Genomic DNA, 20455 nt, shown 5'->3' with positions numbered 1-20455 from the left:
TTTAAATAAAAAACGCAGATTAACACAGATGTGAAATCTGCATTAATCTGCGTTTGAATGATATCTCTAATAAAGGGATAGCGATATTATTTTCCTGCTGCAGCAGCTGCACCTCTTGCCGCACGAGTCAACTTAACGGCACATACGACAGCGTCTTTTGCGTTCAGAAGTTCCAGTCCTTCATAGCTCAATTCGCCTACTTTAACTGTTTTGCCAAGGCCCAAGTGAGCTACATTGACAGTCAGTTTCTCAGGAATAACGTTGTACAAAGCTTTAACTTTCAGTTTACGCATCTGCAATGCTAATTTACCACCGGCTTTCACACCTTCAGCAAGGCCTTCAAGTTGTACCGGTACTTCCATTACGATAGGTTTAGCTTCGTCAATCTGATAGAAGTCTACGTGCAGGATAGTATCTTTTACAGGGTGAAATTGAATGTCTTTCAAAATCGCATTCACTTTTTTGCCATCGATAATCAGGTCTACTACGTGGATGTGCGGAGTATAAACCAGATTGCGAAGTCCTTCGTTAGTCACTGTGAAGTGAACAACTTCTCCACCACCGTAAAGTACACAAGGTACACCACCGTTGTTACGAATTTCTTTCAAAGCTCTTGCCTGTTCAGAAGAGCGTTCTGCAATTGTTCTTGCAGTTCCTTTAACTTCAATTGATCTCATTTCTTGAAATTTTTTGTGTTACTCTAAATTAAGTTATTTTGCTTGCTTAATTCACCATCACACGATGTGATTATCACACGATGTGCAAAAAGCGGTGCAAAAGTACACTTTCTTTCTGAAATATCAAAGAATTGATGTTTTTAATTATTCAAAATCAATATCTATTTTAATTTCACTATCTAAAACTGCAGTTTCAGTTTCGCTTTCAGATTCGATTTTTTTTTCGGATTCTAAATCTTCGGTATATTCTTGATTCTGATTGATATAACTGATCGCTTGTTCAAGACCGGACATGAATTTACCAAAATCTTCTTTATACAAAAAGATTTTATGCTTTTCAAAACTTACCTGGGAATCGTCTCCTTCTCCCATTACGACTTTTTTGCTTTCAGTGATGGCAAGAAACATTTCATCTTTACGGTTCTTTTTAACGTCCAGATAATATATACGTTTACCAGCTTTAATCGATTTGGAGAATACAATCTCTTTATCATTCATGTCTGTTCCTATTTTCTTTTTAAAATCTTCCATATTGTTAGGTCTGTTTATAATTGGCTTCAAAATTGGATATTTTTTTTAAACCGTCAAAAGAAAAAGGAAAGAGAATGAAATACTGCATTAAAAAATGTGATTTATTTGCGTAAACTCATTAAAAATGTCTACTTTTGCAATTCGTTAATAACAGTATTAATTAAGATTATGATTAACAGAGTTCTTATTCGTCTAAAGATCATACAGATAGTGTATGCTTACTATCAAAACGGCAGCAAAAATTTAGACTCAGCGGAGAAAGAGTTGTTCTTTAGCCTCTCTAAGGCTTACGACTTATACAACTATTTGCTGATGCTTATGATTGCTTTGACGGAATATGCACAAAAACGCATTGACACAGCGAAAGCTAAATTGGCGCCGACAAAAGAAGAGTTGTATCCTAACATGAAGTTTGTGGAAAATAAGTTTATCGCACAACTTGAAGTAAATAAACAATTGAGCGAGTTTATAGCTAACCAGAAAAGAACCTGGGCAAACGATCAGGACTTTATCAAAGAATTGTACGAGAAGATTATTGCATCCGATATATATAAAGAATATATGGCTTCTTCCGATAAATCTTACGAAATGGATCGTGAGTTGTGGAGAAAACTATATAAAACGTTTGTTTTCAATAACGATTCGCTGGATCAAGTGTTGGAAGATCAGAGTTTATATTGGAATGATGATAAAGAGATTGTTGATACATTTGTATTGAAAACTATCAAGCGTTTTGAAGAAAAACAAGGAGCTAACCAGCCATTATTGCCTGAGTTTAAAGATGATGAAGATCAGGAATTTGCACGGCGCTTGTTCCGTCGGGCCATTCTGAATGCCGATTATTATCGTCATCTGATCAGTGAAAACACAAAGAACTGGGATTTGGATCGTGTAGCTTTCATGGATGTGATTATTATGCAGTGTGCGTTGGCAGAAATTCTTAGTTTTCCGAACATTCCGGTCAGTGTTTCGTTAAATGAGTATGTAGAGATTGCCAAACTCTATAGTACAGTGAAGAGCGGTAGCTTTATCAATGGTACATTGGACGGAATAGTTAATCAATTAAAAAAAGAAGGTAAGTTGACAAAAAACTAATACCTTTGTCCAAATAGATTAAAAAACTAAAAAACTGATTATTTTATGAACCTATTAACTGTATTTTTTCAAGCTCCTGCTGCTGGCCCTGATGGTAGTTTGATGTGGATTATGCTGATAGCAATGTTTGTTATCATGTATTTCTTCATGATTCGTCCGCAGAATAAGAAACAGAAAGAGATCGCTAATTTCCGTAAGTCTCTCCAGGTGAATCAGAATGTAATTACTGCTGGTGGTATTCATGGTGTGATTAAGGAAATCAATGATGATTATATTGTTCTTGAAATCGCTTCTAATGTAAAAATTAAGATAGATAAGAACTCTATTTTTGCAGATGCTTCAGCTGCCAATAGCCAGTCTGCTACGAAATAAGGAACTAAAAATAAATAAAGCCTATGTTCGAACGTAGGAACATAAAGTATATTTATTTAAAATTATCAAGAAGGATTAAGGACTTTCTGCTTAGTGATAAGAGTAGAGAGTTCTTAATTTTTTTATTTTTCTTTTTTATTGCAGGTGGATTTTGGCTGCTTCAAACATTAAATAATGATTATGAAGCAGAATTTTCAATTCCTGTTCGTTTGAAAGGAGTACCCAATCATGTAGTTTTAACTTCTGAACCTCCTTCTGAATTGCGTATCAAAGTAAAAGATAAGGGTACGGTATTGCTGAACTATATGTTGGGCAAAAGTTTCTTTCCGGTAAATATTGATTTTTCTGAGTCAAAGGCCCCTGATAATCATGTGAAGATTTATACTTCAGAACTTGAGAAAAAGATTCTGGGACAGCTCAATGTGTCCACTCGTCTGCTTTCTGTCAAACCAGATACCTTGGAGTATATTTATTCTACCGGAAAGTCGAAATTGGTGCCTGTTAAATTAGAGGGTAAAGTTACTGCAGGGCGTCAATACTATATTTCCGATACCATTTATTCTCCGGATTCTGTTTTAGTATATGCTCCTGTAGCTATATTGGATACAATTACAACTGCCTATACACAAAAAGTGAACTTTGAGAATGTAGCGGATACATTGAGGCAACGAATTGCACTTGCCGGAGTGAAAGGAGCTAAGTTTGTTCCTGGAGCGATTGATTTAACTTTGCCTGTGGATATATATACGGAAAAGACTGTTGAAGTACCATTGCGTGGTATTAATTTTCCGGCAGATAAGGTGTTGAGAGCTTTTCCGTCTAAAGTCCAGATTACATTTCAGGTTGGACTAAGCCGTTTTCGCAAAATTAAGGCAAGTGATTTTGTTGTAAATGTCTCTTATGAAGAACTTTTAAAGTTGGGCACTGATAAATATACTGTCAAATTGAAGTCAGTTCCACGTGGAGTGAGTCATATACGCATTCATCCGGAGCAGGTTGATTTTCTTATAGAACAAGTTTCTTCTTATGGCAATTAAAATTGGTATAACCGGTGGGATAGGCAGTGGCAAAAGTATTGTTTCACGGCTACTTGAAGTAATGGGGATTCCTGTCTATATTTCAGATGAGGAGTCCAAGAGAATTGTAGCGACCGATCTTGTTATACGTAAGGAACTGTGCGACTTGGTAGGAGAGGAGGTTTTCTTAAACGGTAAATTAAATAAGGTCTTATTGGCTTCATACCTTTTTGCTTCCTCCATACATGCTTCTCAAGTTAATAGAATCATACATCCGAGAGTTAAAGAGCATTTCAGGCAATGGGCTTCACACAAGGGTTGTATGGATATTATAGGTATGGAATCAGCAATCCTTATAGAGTCGGGGTTTGCTGATGAGGTTGATTATATTGTGATGGTTTATGCCCCTTTAGAAATAAGGGTGGATCGTGCAGTTCGGCGTGACAATGCTTCGTGTGAACAGATAATGCAACGTATTCGGAGCCAAATGAGTGATGAAGAAAAGTGTGAACAGGCTTCTTTCGTTATAATAAATGATGATGAGAAACCGTTGATACCACAGATTTTAGAGTTAATTGCTTTCCTATATCAAAAGATTCATTACCTTTGCTCCGCAAAAAATAACTAATATAAAAGTAATATACTATGTTAAAGACTATTTTGTCTATCTCCGGTAAACCGGGATTGTATAAGCTTATTTCGCAGGGGAAAAATATGTTAATTGTAGAAACAATTGATGCGACTAAGAAACGTTTTCCTGCTTATGGTAATGAAAAGATTATCTCTTTGGCAGATATAGCAATGTACACAAACGATTCGGAAGTACCTTTGCGTGACGTATTGCGTTCAATAAAAGAAAAGGAAAATGCAGCTACGGCCTCTATAGATGTGAAGAAGGCTACTCCCGAGCAGCTACGCCAATATTTAGCTGAGGTTTTGCCTGATTTTGATCGTGACAGAGTGTATGTGAATGATATCAAGAAATTGATCTTATGGTACAATATTCTTGTTTCTAACGGAATTACAGAATTTGGTGAAGAAGCTGCTGCTGAGGCGGAATAAAAATTAATTCTGTTTCTTTTAGTTAAAAGCGCAATATCCCTTACTGAAAGGGGGATATTGCGCTTTTATTTTTTATCGTGCACCAATAAACAAAAGGCTCCTTAAGCTGTTCTTGCATAACTATATAAAATTTGCATAGAATATTTTAGAGAACTTATTTGTCGTATTCAGGGCTTTTTAATTATCTTTGTTGCAATCCGTCGATACCTGAAGAGTCAGTGTTGCGAGGAATATTACACAAAAAGAACAAAAGCGTTTTTAAGATATTATTCTGTACTTGAAATCTGGACAATTTCACTATTCAGGAATAATGCAACGAACGCTCATGCTCTGCTGTATATGCAAATATATAGTATCGAGCGTGGGTTGTTGTACATTATTTGAATAGTGGCAGTCCAGAGCCTCAGGTACGATAATTGCAACGTTCCCACGCTTTTTTATATACGAAAGATTCTTTCGAGGGAACCGGGAGTGATAGGAGAGAAGGAAAGAGCATGAAAGCAACAAGAGATAGCGGTATCTGTATGAAACTGGACGATTTTACCGGAGTTTTGTCTTTGGAACGTCTGGAAGTTAATACAATGGTATACCTGTATAGTGAGCAGGGTGAGTTAATAGGGAAGATTCACTCAACGGGAGATTGTGTTACTTTTATATTGCCGAGAAGAGGCATGTATGTGCTTGTTATTCATTGTGCATCCTATCCGGTGGAGGTCAGGAGGATCACTTATTGAACTTTCAAGAAAGAGAAAAGCCGGTATACCATAAGGCATACCGGCAGATCGCTATAGTCTATAGATTCTCAATTCTTTAGTTACGAAAAACCAATCCGTCACCTTGTGCATCTACAATAATTGCTTTACTACGGTCTACTTCTTGTGCTAATAATTTCTTTGATAAATCATTTAATAAATATCTCTGAATAGCTCTTTTTACAGGACGTGCACCGAACTCTGGATCATAACCTACTTGTGAAAGAAAATCTAAAGCGGCATCTGTCAGCTTCAACTCTACTCCATTACCCGCAAGCATCTTCTGCACACTCTTGATTTGCAGCAGGACAATTTGTTTTATTTCTTTTTCCGTTAGTGGTAGAAACATGATGGTTTCATCAATACGGTTTAAGAATTCGGGGCGTATGGTTTTCTTTAGCATATTCATTACCTCTTTCTTGGTTTCTTCTACAACTTCGTCTTTGTTGGCACTGTTCAGTTTTTCCATTTGACTCTGTATGTAGCTACTACCCATATTAGAGGTCATGATGATAATTGTATTTTTGAAATTTACCACGCGACCTTTATTGTCTGTTAACCTTCCGTCATCAAGTACCTGTAACAATATATTGAATACATCCGGATGAGCCTTTTCGATCTCGTCAAACAGTACTACAGAATAGGGTTTACGCCGTATGGCTTCTGTCAACTGTCCTCCTTCATCGTATCCCACGTATCCCGGAGGTGCTCCAACTAAACGTGAAACACTATGTTTCTCTTGATATTCACTCATATCAATACGGGTCATCATTGTTTCATCATCAAAAAGAAACTCTGCGAGTGCTTTAGCCAGTTCGGTTTTACCTACTCCGGTAGTGCCCAGGAAGATGAAGGAACCAATCGGACGCTTGGGATCCTGCAATCCTGCGCGGCTGCGGCGTACGGCATCGGATACAGCTGCAATGGCTTCATCTTGCCCGATAACACGCTGATGTAATTCTTCTTCAAGATGAAGTAACTTGTCCTTTTCACTCTGCATCATTTTGCTTACGGGAATTCCGGTCCAGCGGGATACTACATCGGCGATATCTTCAGCATCTACCTCTTCCTTTATCATAGCTGTATCCCCTTGCATTTCATGTAACTTTTTCTGGGTATCCTCAATTTCCTTATTCAATTCTTGTAATTTTCCATATCGGATTTCTGCAACTTTCCCATAGTTTCCTTCACGTTCGGCCTTGTCAGCTTCAAATTTAAGATTTTCGATTTCAACTTTGTTCTGCTGGATTATATCCATCAGACTTTTTTCACTTTGCCATTTTGCTTTGTATGATTTCTCCTGTTCTTTCAGTTCGGCCAATTCTTTGCCGATTGTTTGTAATTTCGGTTCATCATTTTCGCGTTTAATGGCTTCCCGTTCGATCTCTAACTGTTTGATTTTACGTGATATTTCATCCAATCCTTCCGGGACGGAATCTACCTCCATACGGAGTTTGGCTGCCGCCTCATCCATAAGGTCAATTGCTTTATCCGGTAAAAAACGATCAGTGATATATCGACTGCTTAATTCTACGGCAGCTATGATTGCATCGTCTTTGATACGTACATGGTGATGATTTTCATATCGTTCTTTCAGACCACGCAGAATGGATATTGTACTCAGATTATCCGGCTCATCTACTTGTACTATCTGGAAACGGCGTTCCAAAGCTTTGTCTTTCTCAAAATACTTCTGGTATTCATCAAGGGTCGTAGCACCGATGGAACGTAACTCTCCACGGGCAAGTGCAGGTTTCAGGATATTAGCTGCATCCATGGCACCTTCTCCCTTCCCGGCTCCTACCAATGTATGGATCTCATCGATGAAGAGTATGATGTTGCCTTCAGATTTTTTCACTTCATTCACTACGGATTTAAGCCGCTCTTCAAACTCTCCTTTGTATTTGGCTCCTGCAACCAGTGCCCCCATATCCAGAGAGTATACTTGTTTATCTTTCAGGTTTTCAGGAACATCTCCCCGGAGGATACGGTGTGCCAGTCCTTCAACTATTGCTGTTTTACCGGTACCCGGTTCACCTATTAATATAGGGTTATTTTTGGTGCGTCGACTCAGAATCTGAAGTACACGCCGAATTTCTTCGTCACGTCCGATCACCGGATCGAGTTTGCCGCTACGAGCGGCTTCGTTCAGGTTTATGGCGTATTTTTCCAGTGATTGATAATTATCTTCACTGGACTGAGAAGTGACTTTTTCTCCTTTTCTCAATTCATTAATAGCTCCGCGTAGTTCTTTTTCGGTCATTCCTGCATCTTTCAGAATAGTAGATACAGTACTCTTTACCGTTAGTAATGCCAGTAATAAGTGTTCCAGTGAAACAAATTCATCACCCATTTCTTTGGAATACTGTGTTGCTTTCTGGAAGACTTCGTTTGCTTCCCGACTCAAATAAGGCTCTCCGCCCGAAACTTTTGGGAAAGAGTCAATTTGCTTGTCGAGTACAAGGGCGATTTGCTGGCCGTTCAATCCTAACTTCTGGAAGATGAAGTTAGTAACATTTTCGCCTACCTTCATCACTCCATACAGGATATGAGCTGTTTCAATGGCTTGTTGTCCCCGGCTTTGTGCCAGATTGATCGCTTCTTGTACAGCTTCCTGTGATTTAATGGTAAAATTGTTGAAATTCATATCGTTTATTCTCCTTTCTTTTTCTTATTTTCAATAACACTATTGAAGGCGCAAAAGATTTGCCATGGGTTAAAAACTGACTTTTTTTCAGCTTTTTAAGGAATGTAAAAGCCAAAATGTCATATATTTTCCTTTTTACAAGGAAATTGTGTCCGAATGCAAGGGCATTTTAGAAGTATGTTGTATCTTTATAGCCTGAATATAATTATAAAGGAATTACTATATGGACGAAAAAATAAAGTTCCCTTCGAATGTGATATTGATAGATGCAGCGTTCTTGAATTTAGTTATAACGGATCTGAAGAAATATTTTGAGCGAACATTGAAGCGTGAGTTACAAGAGATTGATCTTTCGGAATTGATAACTTATTTAGCGTTAGACTCAGGCATAACAGAAGGAGAAAATCAAGTTCAAATATTAGTGGTATACGATAAGAATTCCGTCCGGTTATCTAATTGTGTACCGTCTGATTTATCTACAGAGCTGAATGGTGTAGCGTTTAAGAGTCAGTTTGGAGAATTTTCTTTTGCCGGTGTGCCTTGTGAGGAAATGGTATCCCGTGAGGAATTATATCTCGATTTATTAAATATTGTTGCAGATTCTGCCGATGTGAGACAATTGATTTTAGTCTCTTTTAATGAAGAATATGGTGATAAAGTAATGAATCGGTTGAAAAAGATTAAAAATAAAAAAACGATTCAGTTTCGTATGAATGAACCGGAGGAAATGCTGGAAGGGCATCAATGGGAAATGCTTGCATATCCGTTGATGCAAGCGTTGGGAATCAGGGGAGAAGAATTGTAATATAGACAATAAACCTTTATATTTATGTCTGATTTTCGTCTAAAAGTATTTTTAAGTGTTGCTAAGAACCTTAGTTTCACGAAAGCGTCACAGGAGTTGTTTGTCAGTCAGCCTGCTATAACCAAGCATATTCAGGAATTGGAAACTTGCTATCAGGCCCGCTTGTTTGACAGGCAAGGGAATAAGATTTCTTTGACAGAGGCAGGGAAGCTTTTGCAAGAACATAGTGAAAAGATATTGGAGGATTATAAACGGCTGGAATATGAAATGCATTTACTCCATAATGAATATATAGGTGATTTAAAGTTAGGTGCCAGTACTACAATTGCGCAATATGTGCTTCCTCCTTTATTGGCTAATTTTATAGCAAAATTTCCTCAGGTGAATCTTTCTTTGCTGAATGGGAATTCCAGAGAAATAGAAGCAGCTTTGCAGGAACACCGCATTGACTTAGGTTTAGTGGAGGGAATTTCTCGTTTGCCGAATCTTAAATATACTACGTTTTTGCAGGATGAATTGGTGGCTGTTGTCCACACAGGTAATAAGCTCTCATTACCGGATGAAATTACTCCGGAAGATTTATCCAGAATTCCTCTTGTGCTTCGTGAGAGAGGTTCGGGTACGTTGGATGTTTTTGAAAGAGCTTTGTCCGGACATAATATAAAGTTATCATCTTTGAATGTGCTTTTATATTTGGGTAGTACGGAGAGTATCAAATTATTTCTGGAACATACAGATTGTATGGGAATTGTTTCTATCCGTTCCATCAGTCGTGAATTACTTTCCGGTACTTTCCGGGTTATCGAAATCAAAGGCATGCCTATGTTGCGTGAATTCTGTTTTGCCCAACCCCAAGGGCAGGAGAGTGGATTGTCACAGGTTTTGATGCAGTTTGCCATGCATCATAATAAAAAGTTATAAAGCATAATTAGATGCAATTGGCATATACCGATAAGTAGCCGTATCTTTGCACCCGAAAAATAAAAAAGATAATAAGATATGGTATCAGCTATTACGAAAACGTTACAGACAAACAATAAAAAGGTCTATGTTTCTTTACTTTCTATTTTGACTTTATTTCTAATGTTGGATTATGTTCCAGGATTGCAGGCACTTTCTGCATGGGTAACCCCACCATTAGCTCTCTTCCTTGGGGTAGCTTTCGCATTGACATGTGGACAGGCGCATCCGAAATTTAATAAAAAGACATCCAAATATTTGTTGCAATACTCTGTTGTCGGATTAGGTTTTGGTATGAATTTGCATTCGGCACTTGCTTCCGGTAAAGAAGGAATGGAGTTTACTATTATTTCAGTAATCGGTACACTGATCATTGGGTGGTTTATTGGTCGTAAGTTCCTGAAGGTAGATCGTAATACCTCTTATCTTATCAGTTCGGGTACGGCGATTTGTGGTGGTAGTGCCATTGCTGCTGTAGGTCCTGTAGTAAAGGCGAATGATAGTGAAATGTCTGTAGCGTTGGCTACAATATTCATATTAAACGCACTTGCACTTTTTATCTTTCCAGTAATCGGACATGCTTTAAATATGAGTCAACATGAGTTCGGAACTTGGGCTGCCATTGCTATTCATGATACAAGTTCTGTGGTAGGTGCCGGTGCTGCATACGGTGAGGAGGCACTAAAAGTTGCTACTACTATTAAATTGACCCGTGCCCTTTGGATTATTCCAATGGCATTTGCTACTTCGTTTATCTTTAAAAGTAAAGGACAGAAGATCAGCATTCCTTGGTTTATCTTCTTCTTTGTATTAGCTATGATTGTGAATACCTATTTGTTGGGTAGTGTGCCTGCATTGGGGGCAGCTATCAATGGATTGGCTCGTAAAACTTTAACTATCACTATGTTTTTCATCGGGGCTTCTCTTTCATTGGATGTTGTGAAGTCCGTAGGTATCAAACCTTTGATACAGGGAGTACTTTTGTGGGCAGTGATTAGTCTGAGCACTTTGGCATATATTTATTGGTGCTGATTAAATATAAACAGAACTGTATGTAAGAGGTACGATGTCTAAATACATCGTACCTCTTACATATAATAAATATCCTATATCATTTACTCTATACTTATGTTTTTTAGTTCTTTCCCAAGGTTTTTTAGTTCGTCATTCAAAGCGTTTAATTCTTCACTATAATTTGTATCTATAGTGTTCAAATTATAAGTTCCGCTTAATTCTATCATACCTTTTTGTTTGCTTATATCTTTCTTGCTGTCATAAATGACAGGTTTATTATTGGTATAGAGCCTATCTCCTGATATTATAAAGCACTGACTGGTATTTTGATACAACATTAGTTTTTTGATATCATCCGTTGTCATATCTCCTTCCATATATACAAATTTTAGGGAAGATGCTCCGTCCATTACCATAATTAGTTCTTTTATCTTACTTCCTTTACGATTTACATAGATTTCTGAACCGGAAGTTGTCCCTTTTTGTTTCATCAATAGTTCATATTTGGATGACTGCACCAAAGAACGAATATCTTTAGCCATCTCTTCACGTATCTTATTATCACGCGTAGAAAGGACCTGAACAGAATTCAAGTGTTCTGCCACCTTACCTATATAAAGGTCCTTCATAAATAAGTTCGGATTTAGTTCCATCATTGCTTTAGAGATGTAAACTGATGATACCCCTTTCATGTCGTTGTATTTGTTGAACAGATTCTTTTGTGCCTGACAAAAGAGAGGTGATAATAGCAGCACACAAACCAGAATAAATTTCATTGTTTTCATAACCGTTTATTTTTTTATTTCGTTTTTTACTTCTTGATGTATTCTTCTCATGTCAATTTGGCTTTCCTTCACTTCATTGAACCCGTTGTTCAGGTTAACGGAAATCTCCAGTAATGTCGCCTGAAACATTCGATAGGCTTCTTCCGGGTCAGAAAACGTGTCTTGCGGTGTAGGTGGACACACATTCTTACCCAGATTGTCGATACCATATCCAAGACCGACAAGTAATAGTATAGTGGCTGCTATACTTCCAATCCAGCGCCAATTGTTCTTGGAACTGTTGGGGCGGAAGAAGCGTTGTTCTTTCTCGGCCATTTCATCAATCAACAAGTTTAGTTTGTCCTCCAAATATGCAGGAATTTCCACATCATGATCTGCGTTTAAGTAAAGGTTAAGAAAGATTTCTTTGTCCTTCAGCAGATGTTCGGGTACTTCCGTTGTTCTGAAATAATCTCTCAGCGCCTCTTCCTGGCTCTCGGTAGTAGTCCCCTCATAAAACTTGGCGAGCAACCTTTCAATTTCTTCGACTTTCATAATTATTCCATTTATTAAATTCTTCACGTATCTTTTTCCTTGCTCGTGATAGCAGTACACGAACATTAATAGAATTCAATCCGGTGACTTGTTCTATCTCTTCGTAAGAACAGCCTTTGATATCACGCATGTTTATGATCCGTTGCTGCTGTTCGGGTAAGTGGGCTATGATATCTGTTACCTGTCGTGCGCCTTCGCGTACTTCCAGGTTGTCCGATTGGGAAATATCCTGAACGGCAGACAGTTCTACGGTTTGTCGGGACAATATGTACTTTCCTGAGCGGAGCAAATCAAAACACATATTCTTTACCAAAGTGACACTAAATGCTTCCGGATTACTAATAACAGTCAGTCCTTCCCGCTTATCCCACAGCTTCAGGTAGGCTTCTTGCACTATATCCTCCGCATCGGCTGAATTCTCCAGTAGTCGGTAAGCTACACGGTACAGTTTGCGGTGATAAGGCAGAAACTCTTTTTTAAAACTCTCAGCATCCATGGATTCGTTTTTGTCAATGTTTATATTTGTAAGACGTAATGGGACGAATTATGTTACAAAGAAAGAGAAAAAAGAGCAAGTAATATGAAGATATTTGATGAAAAGGATGTACTTTTAATGACTTAATTAAAATGAAATACTATGAGTGAAAGTGAAATTACGAAATTGGATATTATTGTAGAGGTATTAGGTGAGAGAGAACCAGAGATACGGCGCTTGGTTACATTGGATGATCGGATAAGGACATTTGCAGAGTCTGGTGATGAAAATGGTCAGAGAATGCCAATTGAACTTATAGCGGAGTGGGCGATGTTACTGGATAAGTACTATCCGTTGGCATTGGAAAAACGGAATTCTCTGGATTGATATATGATAAACGATTGGCTGTCATTCAATGAAATACAGCCAATCGTTATCTATTGATTAGAGTTATTTGTGTTCTCTCAATTTTTCGAAGATTAATCCTTCCAGTTCTTCAGCGAGTTCAGGATTATCGGCAATACACTGTTTAGCTGCATCGCGACCTTGTCCCAGCTTCGTGTCATTATAGCTATACCATGAACCACTTTTCTTGATGATTCCCAAATCGGCTCCCAGATCAATAATCTCTCCAGAATGTGATATACCTTCGCCAAACATGATATCGAATTCTGCTTTACGGAAAGGAGGGGCTACTTTGTTCTTCACAACCTTGACCTTTGTTTGTTTACCAATCACTTCTTCACCGTCTTTTATTTGTTGTGAACCGCGGATATCCAAACGTACCGAAGCATAGAACTTCAATGCATTGCCACCGGTTGTTGTTTCGGGATTACCGAACATTACACCGATTTTCTCACGCAATTGGTTGATGAAAACACAAGTCGTACGGGTTTTACTCACTGCTGATGTCAACTTGCGTAATGCCTGAGACATTAATCGAGCCTGCAAACCTACTTTATTGTCGCCCATGTCTCCTTCTATTTCTGCTTTCGGAGTCAAGGCGGCTACGGAGTCCACTACGATGATGTCGATGGCTGAAGAGCGGATCAATTGCTCTGCAATTTCCAGTGCCTGTTCTCCGTTATCCGGTTGAGAGATAAATAGATTATCTACATCCACTCCCAGCTTGGCCGCATAAAAACGGTCAAAGGCATGTTCAGCATCAATGAAAGCGGCAATTCCACCGGCTTTTTGTGCTTCTGCAATGGCGTGGATCGCCAGTGTGGTTTTACCGGATGATTCCGGACCATAAATTTCAATTATTCTTCCGCGGGGATAACCGCCTACGCCTAATGCTGCATTCAGTGCAATCGAACCTGTAGGAATTACTTCTACTTGTTCTACCACTTCTTCACCCATTTTCATGATAGAACCTTTACCGAAGCTTTTCTCTATCTTGTCCATGGCAGCCTGTAAGGCTTTTAATTTTTCGCTTGATGCCATTTTATTATTATCTGTTTCAAAATTTAACTCGTCTTCTTTCTTTGCCATAATGATCGATTTATAAAATTTGTGAAGCGTGTTCTTTGGTCTTTACCTCTTTCGGACCGATGATTCGTTCAACGACTCCTTCTTCATTGATCAGGAAAGTAGTGCGTAAAGTACCCATATAGGCACGGCCATATAGCTTTTTTTCTCCCCATACTCCAAATTGCTCTACTAATTTTTTATCAGTATCGGCAATCAAGGTAAATGGCAGATTATTCTTTTCAATAAATTTTTGATGTGACTTTTCATTGTCTACACTAACACCGATCACTTCGTATCCGGCCTTACGCAATTCTGCGTAATTGTCACGCAGGCTGCAAGCCTGAGCCGTACAGCCGGAAGTGCTATCTTTGGGGTAGAAATAAAGGACGATTTTTCTTCCTTTATAGTTGCTGAGGCGTACCTCTTCTCCCTTTTCATTGATACCCAGCAATTCAGGGGCTTTATCTCCTATATTCATCTTTGATGATTTTCCCAATGTCTAAATTATGTCAATCAGCTTACCACAAGGTGGCATATAGCCAATTGACATATTATTATGTTAATTACAATTCCAGGTTTCCGTCGAATTCTTCGTGCCAAGGCAGACCTTGTTTGTTCAATTGTTCCATGAACGGATCCGGATTAAACTCTTCCACATTATTCACACCCGGTCGCTTCCATTCGCCTTTGAAGAACATCATGGCACCAATCATGGCCGGGACACCTGTGGTATAGCTTACTCCCTGCATACCCGTTTCTTTGTATGCTGCTTCGTGACTACAGTTATTGTATACATAGTAGGTACGTTCTTTGCCATCTTTTAAGCCACGGATGCGGCAACCGATAGAGGTTTCCCCTTCGTAATTTTCACCCAGATCTTGAGGATTAGGTAGCACGGCCTTCAAGAATTGCAAAGGAACAATTTTTTGCCCGTTGTAATCGATTTCGTCGATGCGGGCCATACCGATGTTCTGAATCACACGTAGGTGAGTCAGATATTCCTGACCGAATGTCATCCAGAAACGTGCTCGTTTGATAGTTGGAAAGTGTTTTACAAGTGATTCTAACTCTTCGTGGTATAACAAGTATGAGTCACGAGGACCTATATTCGGATAAGTCAAGTCTTTATGAATTTCCAAGGGTCCGGTGGTTACCCACTGTCCGTTTTCATAATAACGTCCGTTTTGGGTGATTTCACGGATATTGATTTCCGGATTGAAGTTTGTAGCAAAAGCCTTGTGATGATTTCCGGCATTACAATCTACTATATCCAGGTATTGAATTTCATCGAAATAATGTTTGGCAGCATATGCCGTATAAATGCCACTCACCCCTGGGTCGAATCCACAACCTAAGATAGCAGTCAGACCTGCCTCTTTGAAACGTTCGTGATAAGCCCATTGCCAGCTATATTCAAAGTGAGCTTCGTCTTTAGGCTCATAATTAGCGGTATCCAGGTAGTTTACACCTGCTTTCAGGCAGGCTTCCATGATAGTCAGATCTTGATAAGGCAAAGCAACGTTAATAACCATTTCCGGTTTGAAGTCGTTGAATAGTGCTACCAGTTCGTCTACATTATCAGCATCCACTTGGGCTGTTTTTATGCTGGGGTTGCCGATGGCTTTCACAATGTCGTCACATTTTGACTTCGTGCGGCTGGCGATCATGATATCAGTAAATACATCGGCATTTTGTGCCACTTTGTGTGCTACAACGGTACCTACACCGCCTGCACCGATAATAAGAACTCTACCCATTTCTTTAATTAAGAATTTTAAATTAAGAATTTAAGAATTGTTGATGGAACAAATATACGGCATTATTTCAGAATATTCGCCGATTTAAGTTTCTTTATTTGGCGCGAAGCAAGATACCATTTTCAAATTCGAGTATTTTCCCCCTGTATAACCATGTCTCAAAACGAGAGTCGGTCCGGACTCTGATTTCGATAGGTTCGCCGATTGCCAATTTACACTTTTCGGTTGTCATACCCGGTTTTACCTCTCCTTTAGCAAGCATTAACCAATTGGCTTCGCTAATGTTCGGATATTTTTTTCGTATGTTGGTAAATGCAAAAAGATTTTCAATGAAATCTTCATTTCTAAGGATAGGATCATATCTCAAATCTACTTTTATCTGGTATGTTGTTCCCAAAACATCTGCCAGTAGGAGTATAGCTGACGTTCCTGTTTTTTCAGGTTGCACGTCTTTGATTTGTAACGGGGTATAACGCAGTAAATCTGCTTGTCCGATATATTTAGATTGAATGGACTCTTTGGCTTTAATGTCCGGATTGGTAAAAGAAAATGCGTTGGGGAAGTAGCTCATCCTCTTTTCTGCTTGAAAATCGTCAGGTTCCATACCGGAATTTGTTCTGGACATGGCTACGTCAATATAATAGGTGTTCCCTTTACTATCAGTAAAAATAATTCTCACAGGAAAAGCTTTGCTGCCAACACTGATTGCTATGACTTTTACGGGTTCACCTTTGGGAATACTGACCTCTCTGTATCCGGAGTAACTGCTGACATCATTTATTTTTACTGTGGTAGTCCGGGTATAAAGTGTTTTTCCAATCAATAATTCTTTGGCGGTATTTATATCTTGCAGGTAGATGAGTCCGTTGATACCGGCACGAGGATCTTTATCACACAGATCGTTCAGTTTGGTATCTTTCATTTCGTAATAGTATTTTTTACCTTCACATTCAAAAATGAAACGTGAAGTATATATTTTACCGATATATGTTTCATGCTCTGTTTCTTCGGATCCTACATATTCTACAGTTTTATTTTTGAGTAAGTCGTTAACTACTTCTTTCCCGTTTTCGTAACAACAAAATATGGGGATGAATTCGTCACCGCTATCCGGAATAAACATAAATTTTATTCCAGGTGTCCACTTACATAATTGTTTCATCGGAAAATACGTTGTTATAAAATTCGTTTCTTCGTCAACCGATGGGGCCAAGGGGGAAGAGAGGGGTACGGAATAATCTTTCTGTGCAATTGCCGTGGAAGCGACTGTCAATAGAAGGAGTAATAAGGTTTTGATACGTCTTTTCATGATTGTATATTGTTTGTTGAACTATTCGTATGTCTGTTCTGTTTATCTTAATTCGACAAATGTATCAACTTTATATTATTTTTTATCTATATTTGCGCCAATATTTAACTTAAATAGTATAACAATGAAAAAAGTATTGTTTTCAATTTGCATGGCAGGTGCAGCATTCGCAATGTCATCTTGTGGTTCAACCAAAGAGACCGCTTCTTTATCATCTTTAAATGGTGAATGGAACATTATTGAAGTGAACGGTTCGGCTATTGTTCCGGCAGAGAATCAGGAATTGCCGTTTATCGGTTTTGATACAGCAACTGGAAAAGTATATGGTAACAGCGGCTGTAACCGTATGATGGGTTCGATAGACCTAAATTCAAAACCCGGTACTATTGATATGAGTCGTTTGGGAAGTACTCGTATGGCTTGTCCTGATATGACAACGGAACAAAATGTACTGAATGCATTGGGACAGGTAAAGAGTTATAAAAAACTGGGTAAACAGAACATAGCTCTTTGTAATGCTTCCAGTCGCCCGGTAGTTGTCCTTCAGAAGAAAGTATCTACGGTGAAGTTGTCTGCACTGAGCGGTGAATGGAAAATAGAGGAAGTGAATGGTGAGACTATCCCTTCCGGTATGGAGAAGCAGCCTTTTATCAGTTTTGACGTTAAAAAGAAATCTATTCATGGAAATGCCGGATGTAATCTGATTAATGGGGGATTTGAAACTGATAAAGAAAATCCTCGTTCTATTTCTTTCCCAAATGTTATTTCTACTATGATGGCTTGTCCGGACATGGAGGTAGAAAGTAAAGTGATGAAGGCTATCAATGAGGTGAAATCATTTGATGTGTTGTCCGGTGGTGGAATTGGTTTGTATAACGCAGACGGAACACTGGTAATGGTGTTAGTGAAAAAATAGAAGTGCCTTAGTTAAAAGATACAGAGAAGGGTGTCCTGCAAAGGACACCCTTCTCTGTATCTTTTAACTAAGGTTTAGTATAATAATGGTTCTTCTTATTTTAGATATGAGTTGCGGAATATGATCCAAACGATTACTGGAGAGCCAAACAAAGCAGTTACTGCATTGATAGGTAATGTACCCTGCATTCCGGGCATTTGAGAAATTAAGTCACAAATTAACAGCGTAATGGCACCACACAGTATGGAGCCCGGAAGAATAATACGGTGGTTAGGGCTCCCAAACAATCCTCTGGCTACATGGGGCATGGTGATGCCTATGAAGGCTATAGGACCGGTAAAAGCTGTCGAAGTTCCGGCCAAAAGTGCAGTGGCCAGAATAATCCAGAGGCGTAATCTGGTCACAGAGACTCCCAATCCGTTGGCATAGTTTTTTCCCAACAACAAGATATTGAGTTGTTTTTGCAAGAGCAATGCAGTCAGAATTCCACAGGCAATGACGGGGGCCATCACACTCATCTGTTCCCAGCCCACTGAAGAGAGGCTGCCAAAGGTCCAGGTAATAAAAAGCTTGAGAGTATCCGGATTGCTCATGCTTTGCAGGATACTGACGATGGCACCGGCAAAGTTGCCGAACATCATGCCTATGATTAACAGGGAGACAGTCTGAGGTATTTTGATAGAAACGATTATTACCAATAATAAAACTCCTATAGCCCCAATGATAGCAGCTGTCACTTGCCCCCATCCTGCTATGAGCCACAGGGGAAGCGAAGAAGTGCCTAAAGTGAGTAAGGCTACTCCCAGGCTGGCGCCGGAAGTTACTCCCAATACGTCAGGACCGGCCAGTGGGTTATGAAACAAGGTCTGCATCAATACTCCGGCAACAGAAAGTGATGCTCCTGCTAAAATAGCTGTTAATGCTTTGGGAAGTCGGTGATTGATGATAATTTCACGATAGATAAGATTATCACTGCCTCCGGTAAGCGTATCCCATACGTCTCGTATGGAGAGGTTGACGCTCCCAATAGCAATATCTGTCATGAAAGCAACGACTAACAATATGATTAATAATAAAAACAGCCGGTAGTTTTTCATTCACTTTTTAATTTATCCATGTAAGTTAACTCGTAGTCAGGCAATAGTGTCGGATGAACGATCTTGATCATATCACTCAATAATAGATCTGGACGAGCTACTCCACTTTCCCAATAATCGTTTCCACCAGTAGCATTTGTCCGCTTGTTTATATGGTATACATTGCCGTCTTTATATGATTTGAATAGTTTGTATTTTGGGTCCATTCGTCCCAACTCTTCCAAAGTATTGGCTTGTACGCCTACCCATATATCAGCTTGGTTGAAATGTATCAGAGCTTCTTCAATACTGCTGGATATACTACCGGAAGCTGTTGTGTCGTTGGCATAATAGTAATTGGCACCTGCATCGCGGAAGAGTTGTGCACTATAGCTTCTTCCTCCCGGCATAGACCAGGTTCCCCTGTAATCTTGCCCGGAAAGTATAGAAGGCGCATATGAAAATTTCTCGGCACTCTTTTTTACTTCATTGTATTGTTTTGCTATTTGCCCGAAAATGCTGTCAGCCAATGCTTCTTTGTCGAAAAAGGCTCCGACAAATTTAATCCATTCTGCACGTCCCAGAATAGATTTTTCTTGCCATTCAATATTATATAGGATAGGCAATCCCGTTTGTTTCATGCGTCGGCTGTTTTCGTCTTCGGTATTGTAGGCAGAAGTCATTACGGCCTGTGGGTGTAATAAAAGTAAGTTTTCTATGTCCAGATTGAAAGCATCGCCCAAATCTTTTATTTTACCCTCTTTGACACCTTGCAGAATGGTAGGATTGTAAATATAGGCCGAGTTGCACACCCCTGTCACTTTATGCAATTCCCCCAGAAGTTCAAGAAAACCCAAATGAGTAGCTGAGTTGGTCATCATACTTTTTAGTGGGATCACTATTTTGTGACCATTGGCAGGGACAGGCTGATCTTCGGTTTTCACAAGATAATAGATATCATAGGCCTCTCCCGGTTTCCAGGGATTATATACTGTTACTGTAGTGTATTCAGGAGAATGTGTTATTCCGAATCCTTCTGCGTATGAAAGAGGGGCCGGAACACCTTCTTCGACAGTGAGTGTTGCTTTCTGCTTTTCTTTGCAAGCAGTGAGCAGAAATGATATTAGTATAAAAAGAATAAAAGAAGATCGGTTCATCATACTTTAAATATTGATTAGTCGTGGTGCAAAAATACAGGA

General features: G+C 39.0%; 23 protein-coding genes. 11 read left to right on the top strand and 12 right to left on the bottom strand.

Going from position 1 to position 20455, the window contains the following annotated elements; all coding sequences use genetic code 11:
- Nucleotides 1-86: 86 nt before the first annotated feature.
- Nucleotides 87-677, bottom strand: a complete 591-nt coding sequence (locus tag KO473_RS13320) for a 50S ribosomal protein L25/general stress protein Ctc (protein WP_032540876.1) — start codon at nt 675-677, stop codon at nt 87-89.
- 144 nt (nt 678-821) lie between these two features.
- Entirely contained in the window at nt 822-1208 is a 387-nt protein-coding gene (locus KO473_RS13315) for a PUR family DNA/RNA-binding protein (RefSeq protein WP_005809831.1), read from the bottom strand.
- A gap of 168 nt (nt 1209-1376) precedes the next feature.
- Between KO473_RS13315 and nusB the strand changes: the two genes are divergently transcribed.
- From nusB to KO473_RS13285, 6 genes are all read left to right on the top strand, one after another.
- Nucleotides 1377-2303 carry a transcription antitermination factor NusB gene (gene nusB, locus KO473_RS13310; protein ID WP_005775923.1) on the top strand — a complete coding sequence of 309 codons (927 nt, stop codon included), beginning with the start codon at nt 1377-1379 and terminating at the stop codon, nt 2301-2303.
- A 45-nt stretch (nt 2304-2348) separates the two neighbouring features.
- Nucleotides 2349-2675 carry a preprotein translocase subunit YajC gene (gene yajC, locus KO473_RS13305; protein WP_005775925.1) on the top strand — a complete coding sequence of 109 codons (327 nt, stop codon included), beginning with the start codon at nt 2349-2351 and terminating at the stop codon, nt 2673-2675.
- A gap of 23 nt (nt 2676-2698) precedes the next feature.
- Nucleotides 2699-3712 carry a CdaR family protein gene (locus KO473_RS13300; protein ID WP_005775926.1) on the top strand — a complete coding sequence of 338 codons (1014 nt, stop codon included), beginning with the start codon at nt 2699-2701 and terminating at the stop codon, nt 3710-3712.
- Nucleotides 3702-4319 carry a dephospho-CoA kinase gene (coaE, locus tag KO473_RS13295; protein WP_005775927.1) on the top strand — a complete coding sequence of 206 codons (618 nt, stop codon included), beginning with the start codon at nt 3702-3704 and terminating at the stop codon, nt 4317-4319. The genes KO473_RS13300 and coaE overlap by 11 nt, the downstream gene beginning before the upstream one ends.
- Before the next feature lie 17 nt (nt 4320-4336).
- Nucleotides 4337-4753 (top strand): DUF5606 domain-containing protein, encoded by a 417-nt coding sequence (locus tag KO473_RS13290; protein WP_005775928.1) that lies wholly within the window; start codon nt 4337-4339, stop codon nt 4751-4753.
- Between the two features lie 524 nt (nt 4754-5277).
- A complete protein-coding gene (locus KO473_RS13285) occupies nt 5278-5487 on the top strand; it encodes a hypothetical protein (protein ID WP_050418555.1) in 210 nt (69 codons plus the stop codon).
- A gap of 76 nt (nt 5488-5563) precedes the next feature.
- Here KO473_RS13285 and clpB read toward each other — a convergent pair whose 3' ends face one another.
- Nucleotides 5564-8152, bottom strand: coding sequence for an ATP-dependent chaperone ClpB (gene clpB / locus KO473_RS13280; RefSeq protein ID WP_005775930.1), 2589 nt, complete (start codon nt 8150-8152; stop codon nt 5564-5566).
- Nucleotides 8153-8375: 223 nt separating this feature from the next.
- Between clpB and KO473_RS13275 the strand changes: the two genes are divergently transcribed.
- The 3 genes from KO473_RS13275 (at nt 8376) to KO473_RS13265 (ending at nt 10949) form a co-directional block, all read left to right on the top strand.
- Nucleotides 8376-8957 carry a DUF6621 family protein gene (locus KO473_RS13275; protein WP_005775931.1) on the top strand — a complete coding sequence of 194 codons (582 nt, stop codon included), beginning with the start codon at nt 8376-8378 and terminating at the stop codon, nt 8955-8957.
- A gap of 24 nt (nt 8958-8981) precedes the next feature.
- The gene (locus KO473_RS13270) at nt 8982-9878 is read left to right on the top strand and encodes a LysR substrate-binding domain-containing protein (RefSeq protein ID WP_005775932.1); all 897 of its coding nucleotides are present in this window, start codon (nt 8982-8984) and stop codon (nt 9876-9878) included.
- 78 nt (nt 9879-9956) lie between these two features.
- Nucleotides 9957-10949, top strand: coding sequence for a YeiH family protein (locus tag KO473_RS13265; RefSeq protein WP_122130786.1), 993 nt, complete (start codon nt 9957-9959; stop codon nt 10947-10949).
- 83 nt (nt 10950-11032) lie between these two features.
- On the opposite strand, the gene KO473_RS13260 is transcribed toward KO473_RS13265, so the two are convergent.
- The 3 genes from KO473_RS13260 to KO473_RS13250 are packed head-to-tail and all read right to left on the bottom strand — an operon-like array spanning nt 11033 to nt 12746.
- Nucleotides 11033-11716 carry a DUF4252 domain-containing protein gene (locus KO473_RS13260; protein WP_022011922.1) on the bottom strand — a complete coding sequence of 228 codons (684 nt, stop codon included), beginning with the start codon at nt 11714-11716 and terminating at the stop codon, nt 11033-11035.
- Nucleotides 11717-11722: 6 nt separating this feature from the next.
- The gene (locus KO473_RS13255; RefSeq protein ID WP_005775935.1) at nt 11723-12250 is read right to left on the bottom strand and encodes a hypothetical protein; all 528 of its coding nucleotides are present in this window, start codon (nt 12248-12250) and stop codon (nt 11723-11725) included.
- Nucleotides 12231-12746: an RNA polymerase sigma factor gene (locus KO473_RS13250; protein ID WP_005775936.1), complete on the bottom strand. Its 516-nt coding sequence runs from the start codon at nt 12744-12746 to the stop codon at nt 12231-12233. Before KO473_RS13250 ends, KO473_RS13255 begins: the two co-directional genes overlap by 20 nt.
- A 141-nt stretch (nt 12747-12887) precedes the next feature.
- Here KO473_RS13250 and KO473_RS13245 point away from each other — a divergent pair, with 141 nt between their 5' ends.
- On the top strand, nt 12888-13112 hold the full coding sequence (locus KO473_RS13245; protein WP_005775937.1) for a hypothetical protein: 225 nt from the start codon (nt 12888-12890) through the stop codon (nt 13110-13112).
- A gap of 63 nt (nt 13113-13175) precedes the next feature.
- Here KO473_RS13245 and recA read toward each other — a convergent pair whose 3' ends face one another.
- From recA to KO473_RS13225, 4 genes are all read right to left on the bottom strand, one after another.
- Nucleotides 13176-14219: a recombinase RecA gene (recA, locus tag KO473_RS13240; RefSeq protein WP_005775938.1), complete on the bottom strand. Its 1044-nt coding sequence runs from the start codon at nt 14217-14219 to the stop codon at nt 13176-13178.
- 10 nt (nt 14220-14229) lie between these two features.
- Nucleotides 14230-14676, bottom strand: coding sequence for a thioredoxin-dependent thiol peroxidase (bcp, locus tag KO473_RS13235; RefSeq protein ID WP_005775939.1), 447 nt, complete (start codon nt 14674-14676; stop codon nt 14230-14232).
- 85 nt (nt 14677-14761) lie between these two features.
- Entirely contained in the window at nt 14762-15955 is a 1194-nt protein-coding gene (locus KO473_RS13230) for a saccharopine dehydrogenase family protein (RefSeq protein WP_005809817.1), read from the bottom strand.
- A 94-nt stretch (nt 15956-16049) separates the two neighbouring features.
- The gene (locus KO473_RS13225) at nt 16050-17264 is read right to left on the bottom strand and encodes a hypothetical protein (protein WP_122130784.1); all 1215 of its coding nucleotides are present in this window, start codon (nt 17262-17264) and stop codon (nt 16050-16052) included.
- 124 nt (nt 17265-17388) lie between these two features.
- On the opposite strand from KO473_RS13225, the gene KO473_RS13220 reads away from it, so the two are divergent.
- Nucleotides 17389-18180, top strand: coding sequence for an META domain-containing protein (locus KO473_RS13220; RefSeq protein ID WP_005818811.1), 792 nt, complete (start codon nt 17389-17391; stop codon nt 18178-18180).
- 95 nt (nt 18181-18275) lie between these two features.
- On the opposite strand, the gene KO473_RS13215 is transcribed toward KO473_RS13220, so the two are convergent.
- Both KO473_RS13215 and KO473_RS13210 read right to left on the bottom strand, forming a co-directional pair.
- The gene (locus KO473_RS13215) at nt 18276-19277 is read right to left on the bottom strand and encodes an iron ABC transporter permease (protein WP_005818813.1); all 1002 of its coding nucleotides are present in this window, start codon (nt 19275-19277) and stop codon (nt 18276-18278) included.
- Nucleotides 19274-20413 carry an ABC transporter substrate-binding protein gene (locus tag KO473_RS13210; protein ID WP_032537441.1) on the bottom strand — a complete coding sequence of 380 codons (1140 nt, stop codon included), beginning with the start codon at nt 20411-20413 and terminating at the stop codon, nt 19274-19276. Before KO473_RS13210 ends, KO473_RS13215 begins: the two co-directional genes overlap by 4 nt.
- Nucleotides 20414-20455: the final 42 nt, after the last annotated feature.

The sequence above is a fragment of the Bacteroides sp. HF-4919 genome (assembly GCF_018860125.1).
The sequence above is the reverse complement of the archived record's forward strand: the minus strand, read 5'-3'. Positions and strand labels throughout refer to the sequence as shown.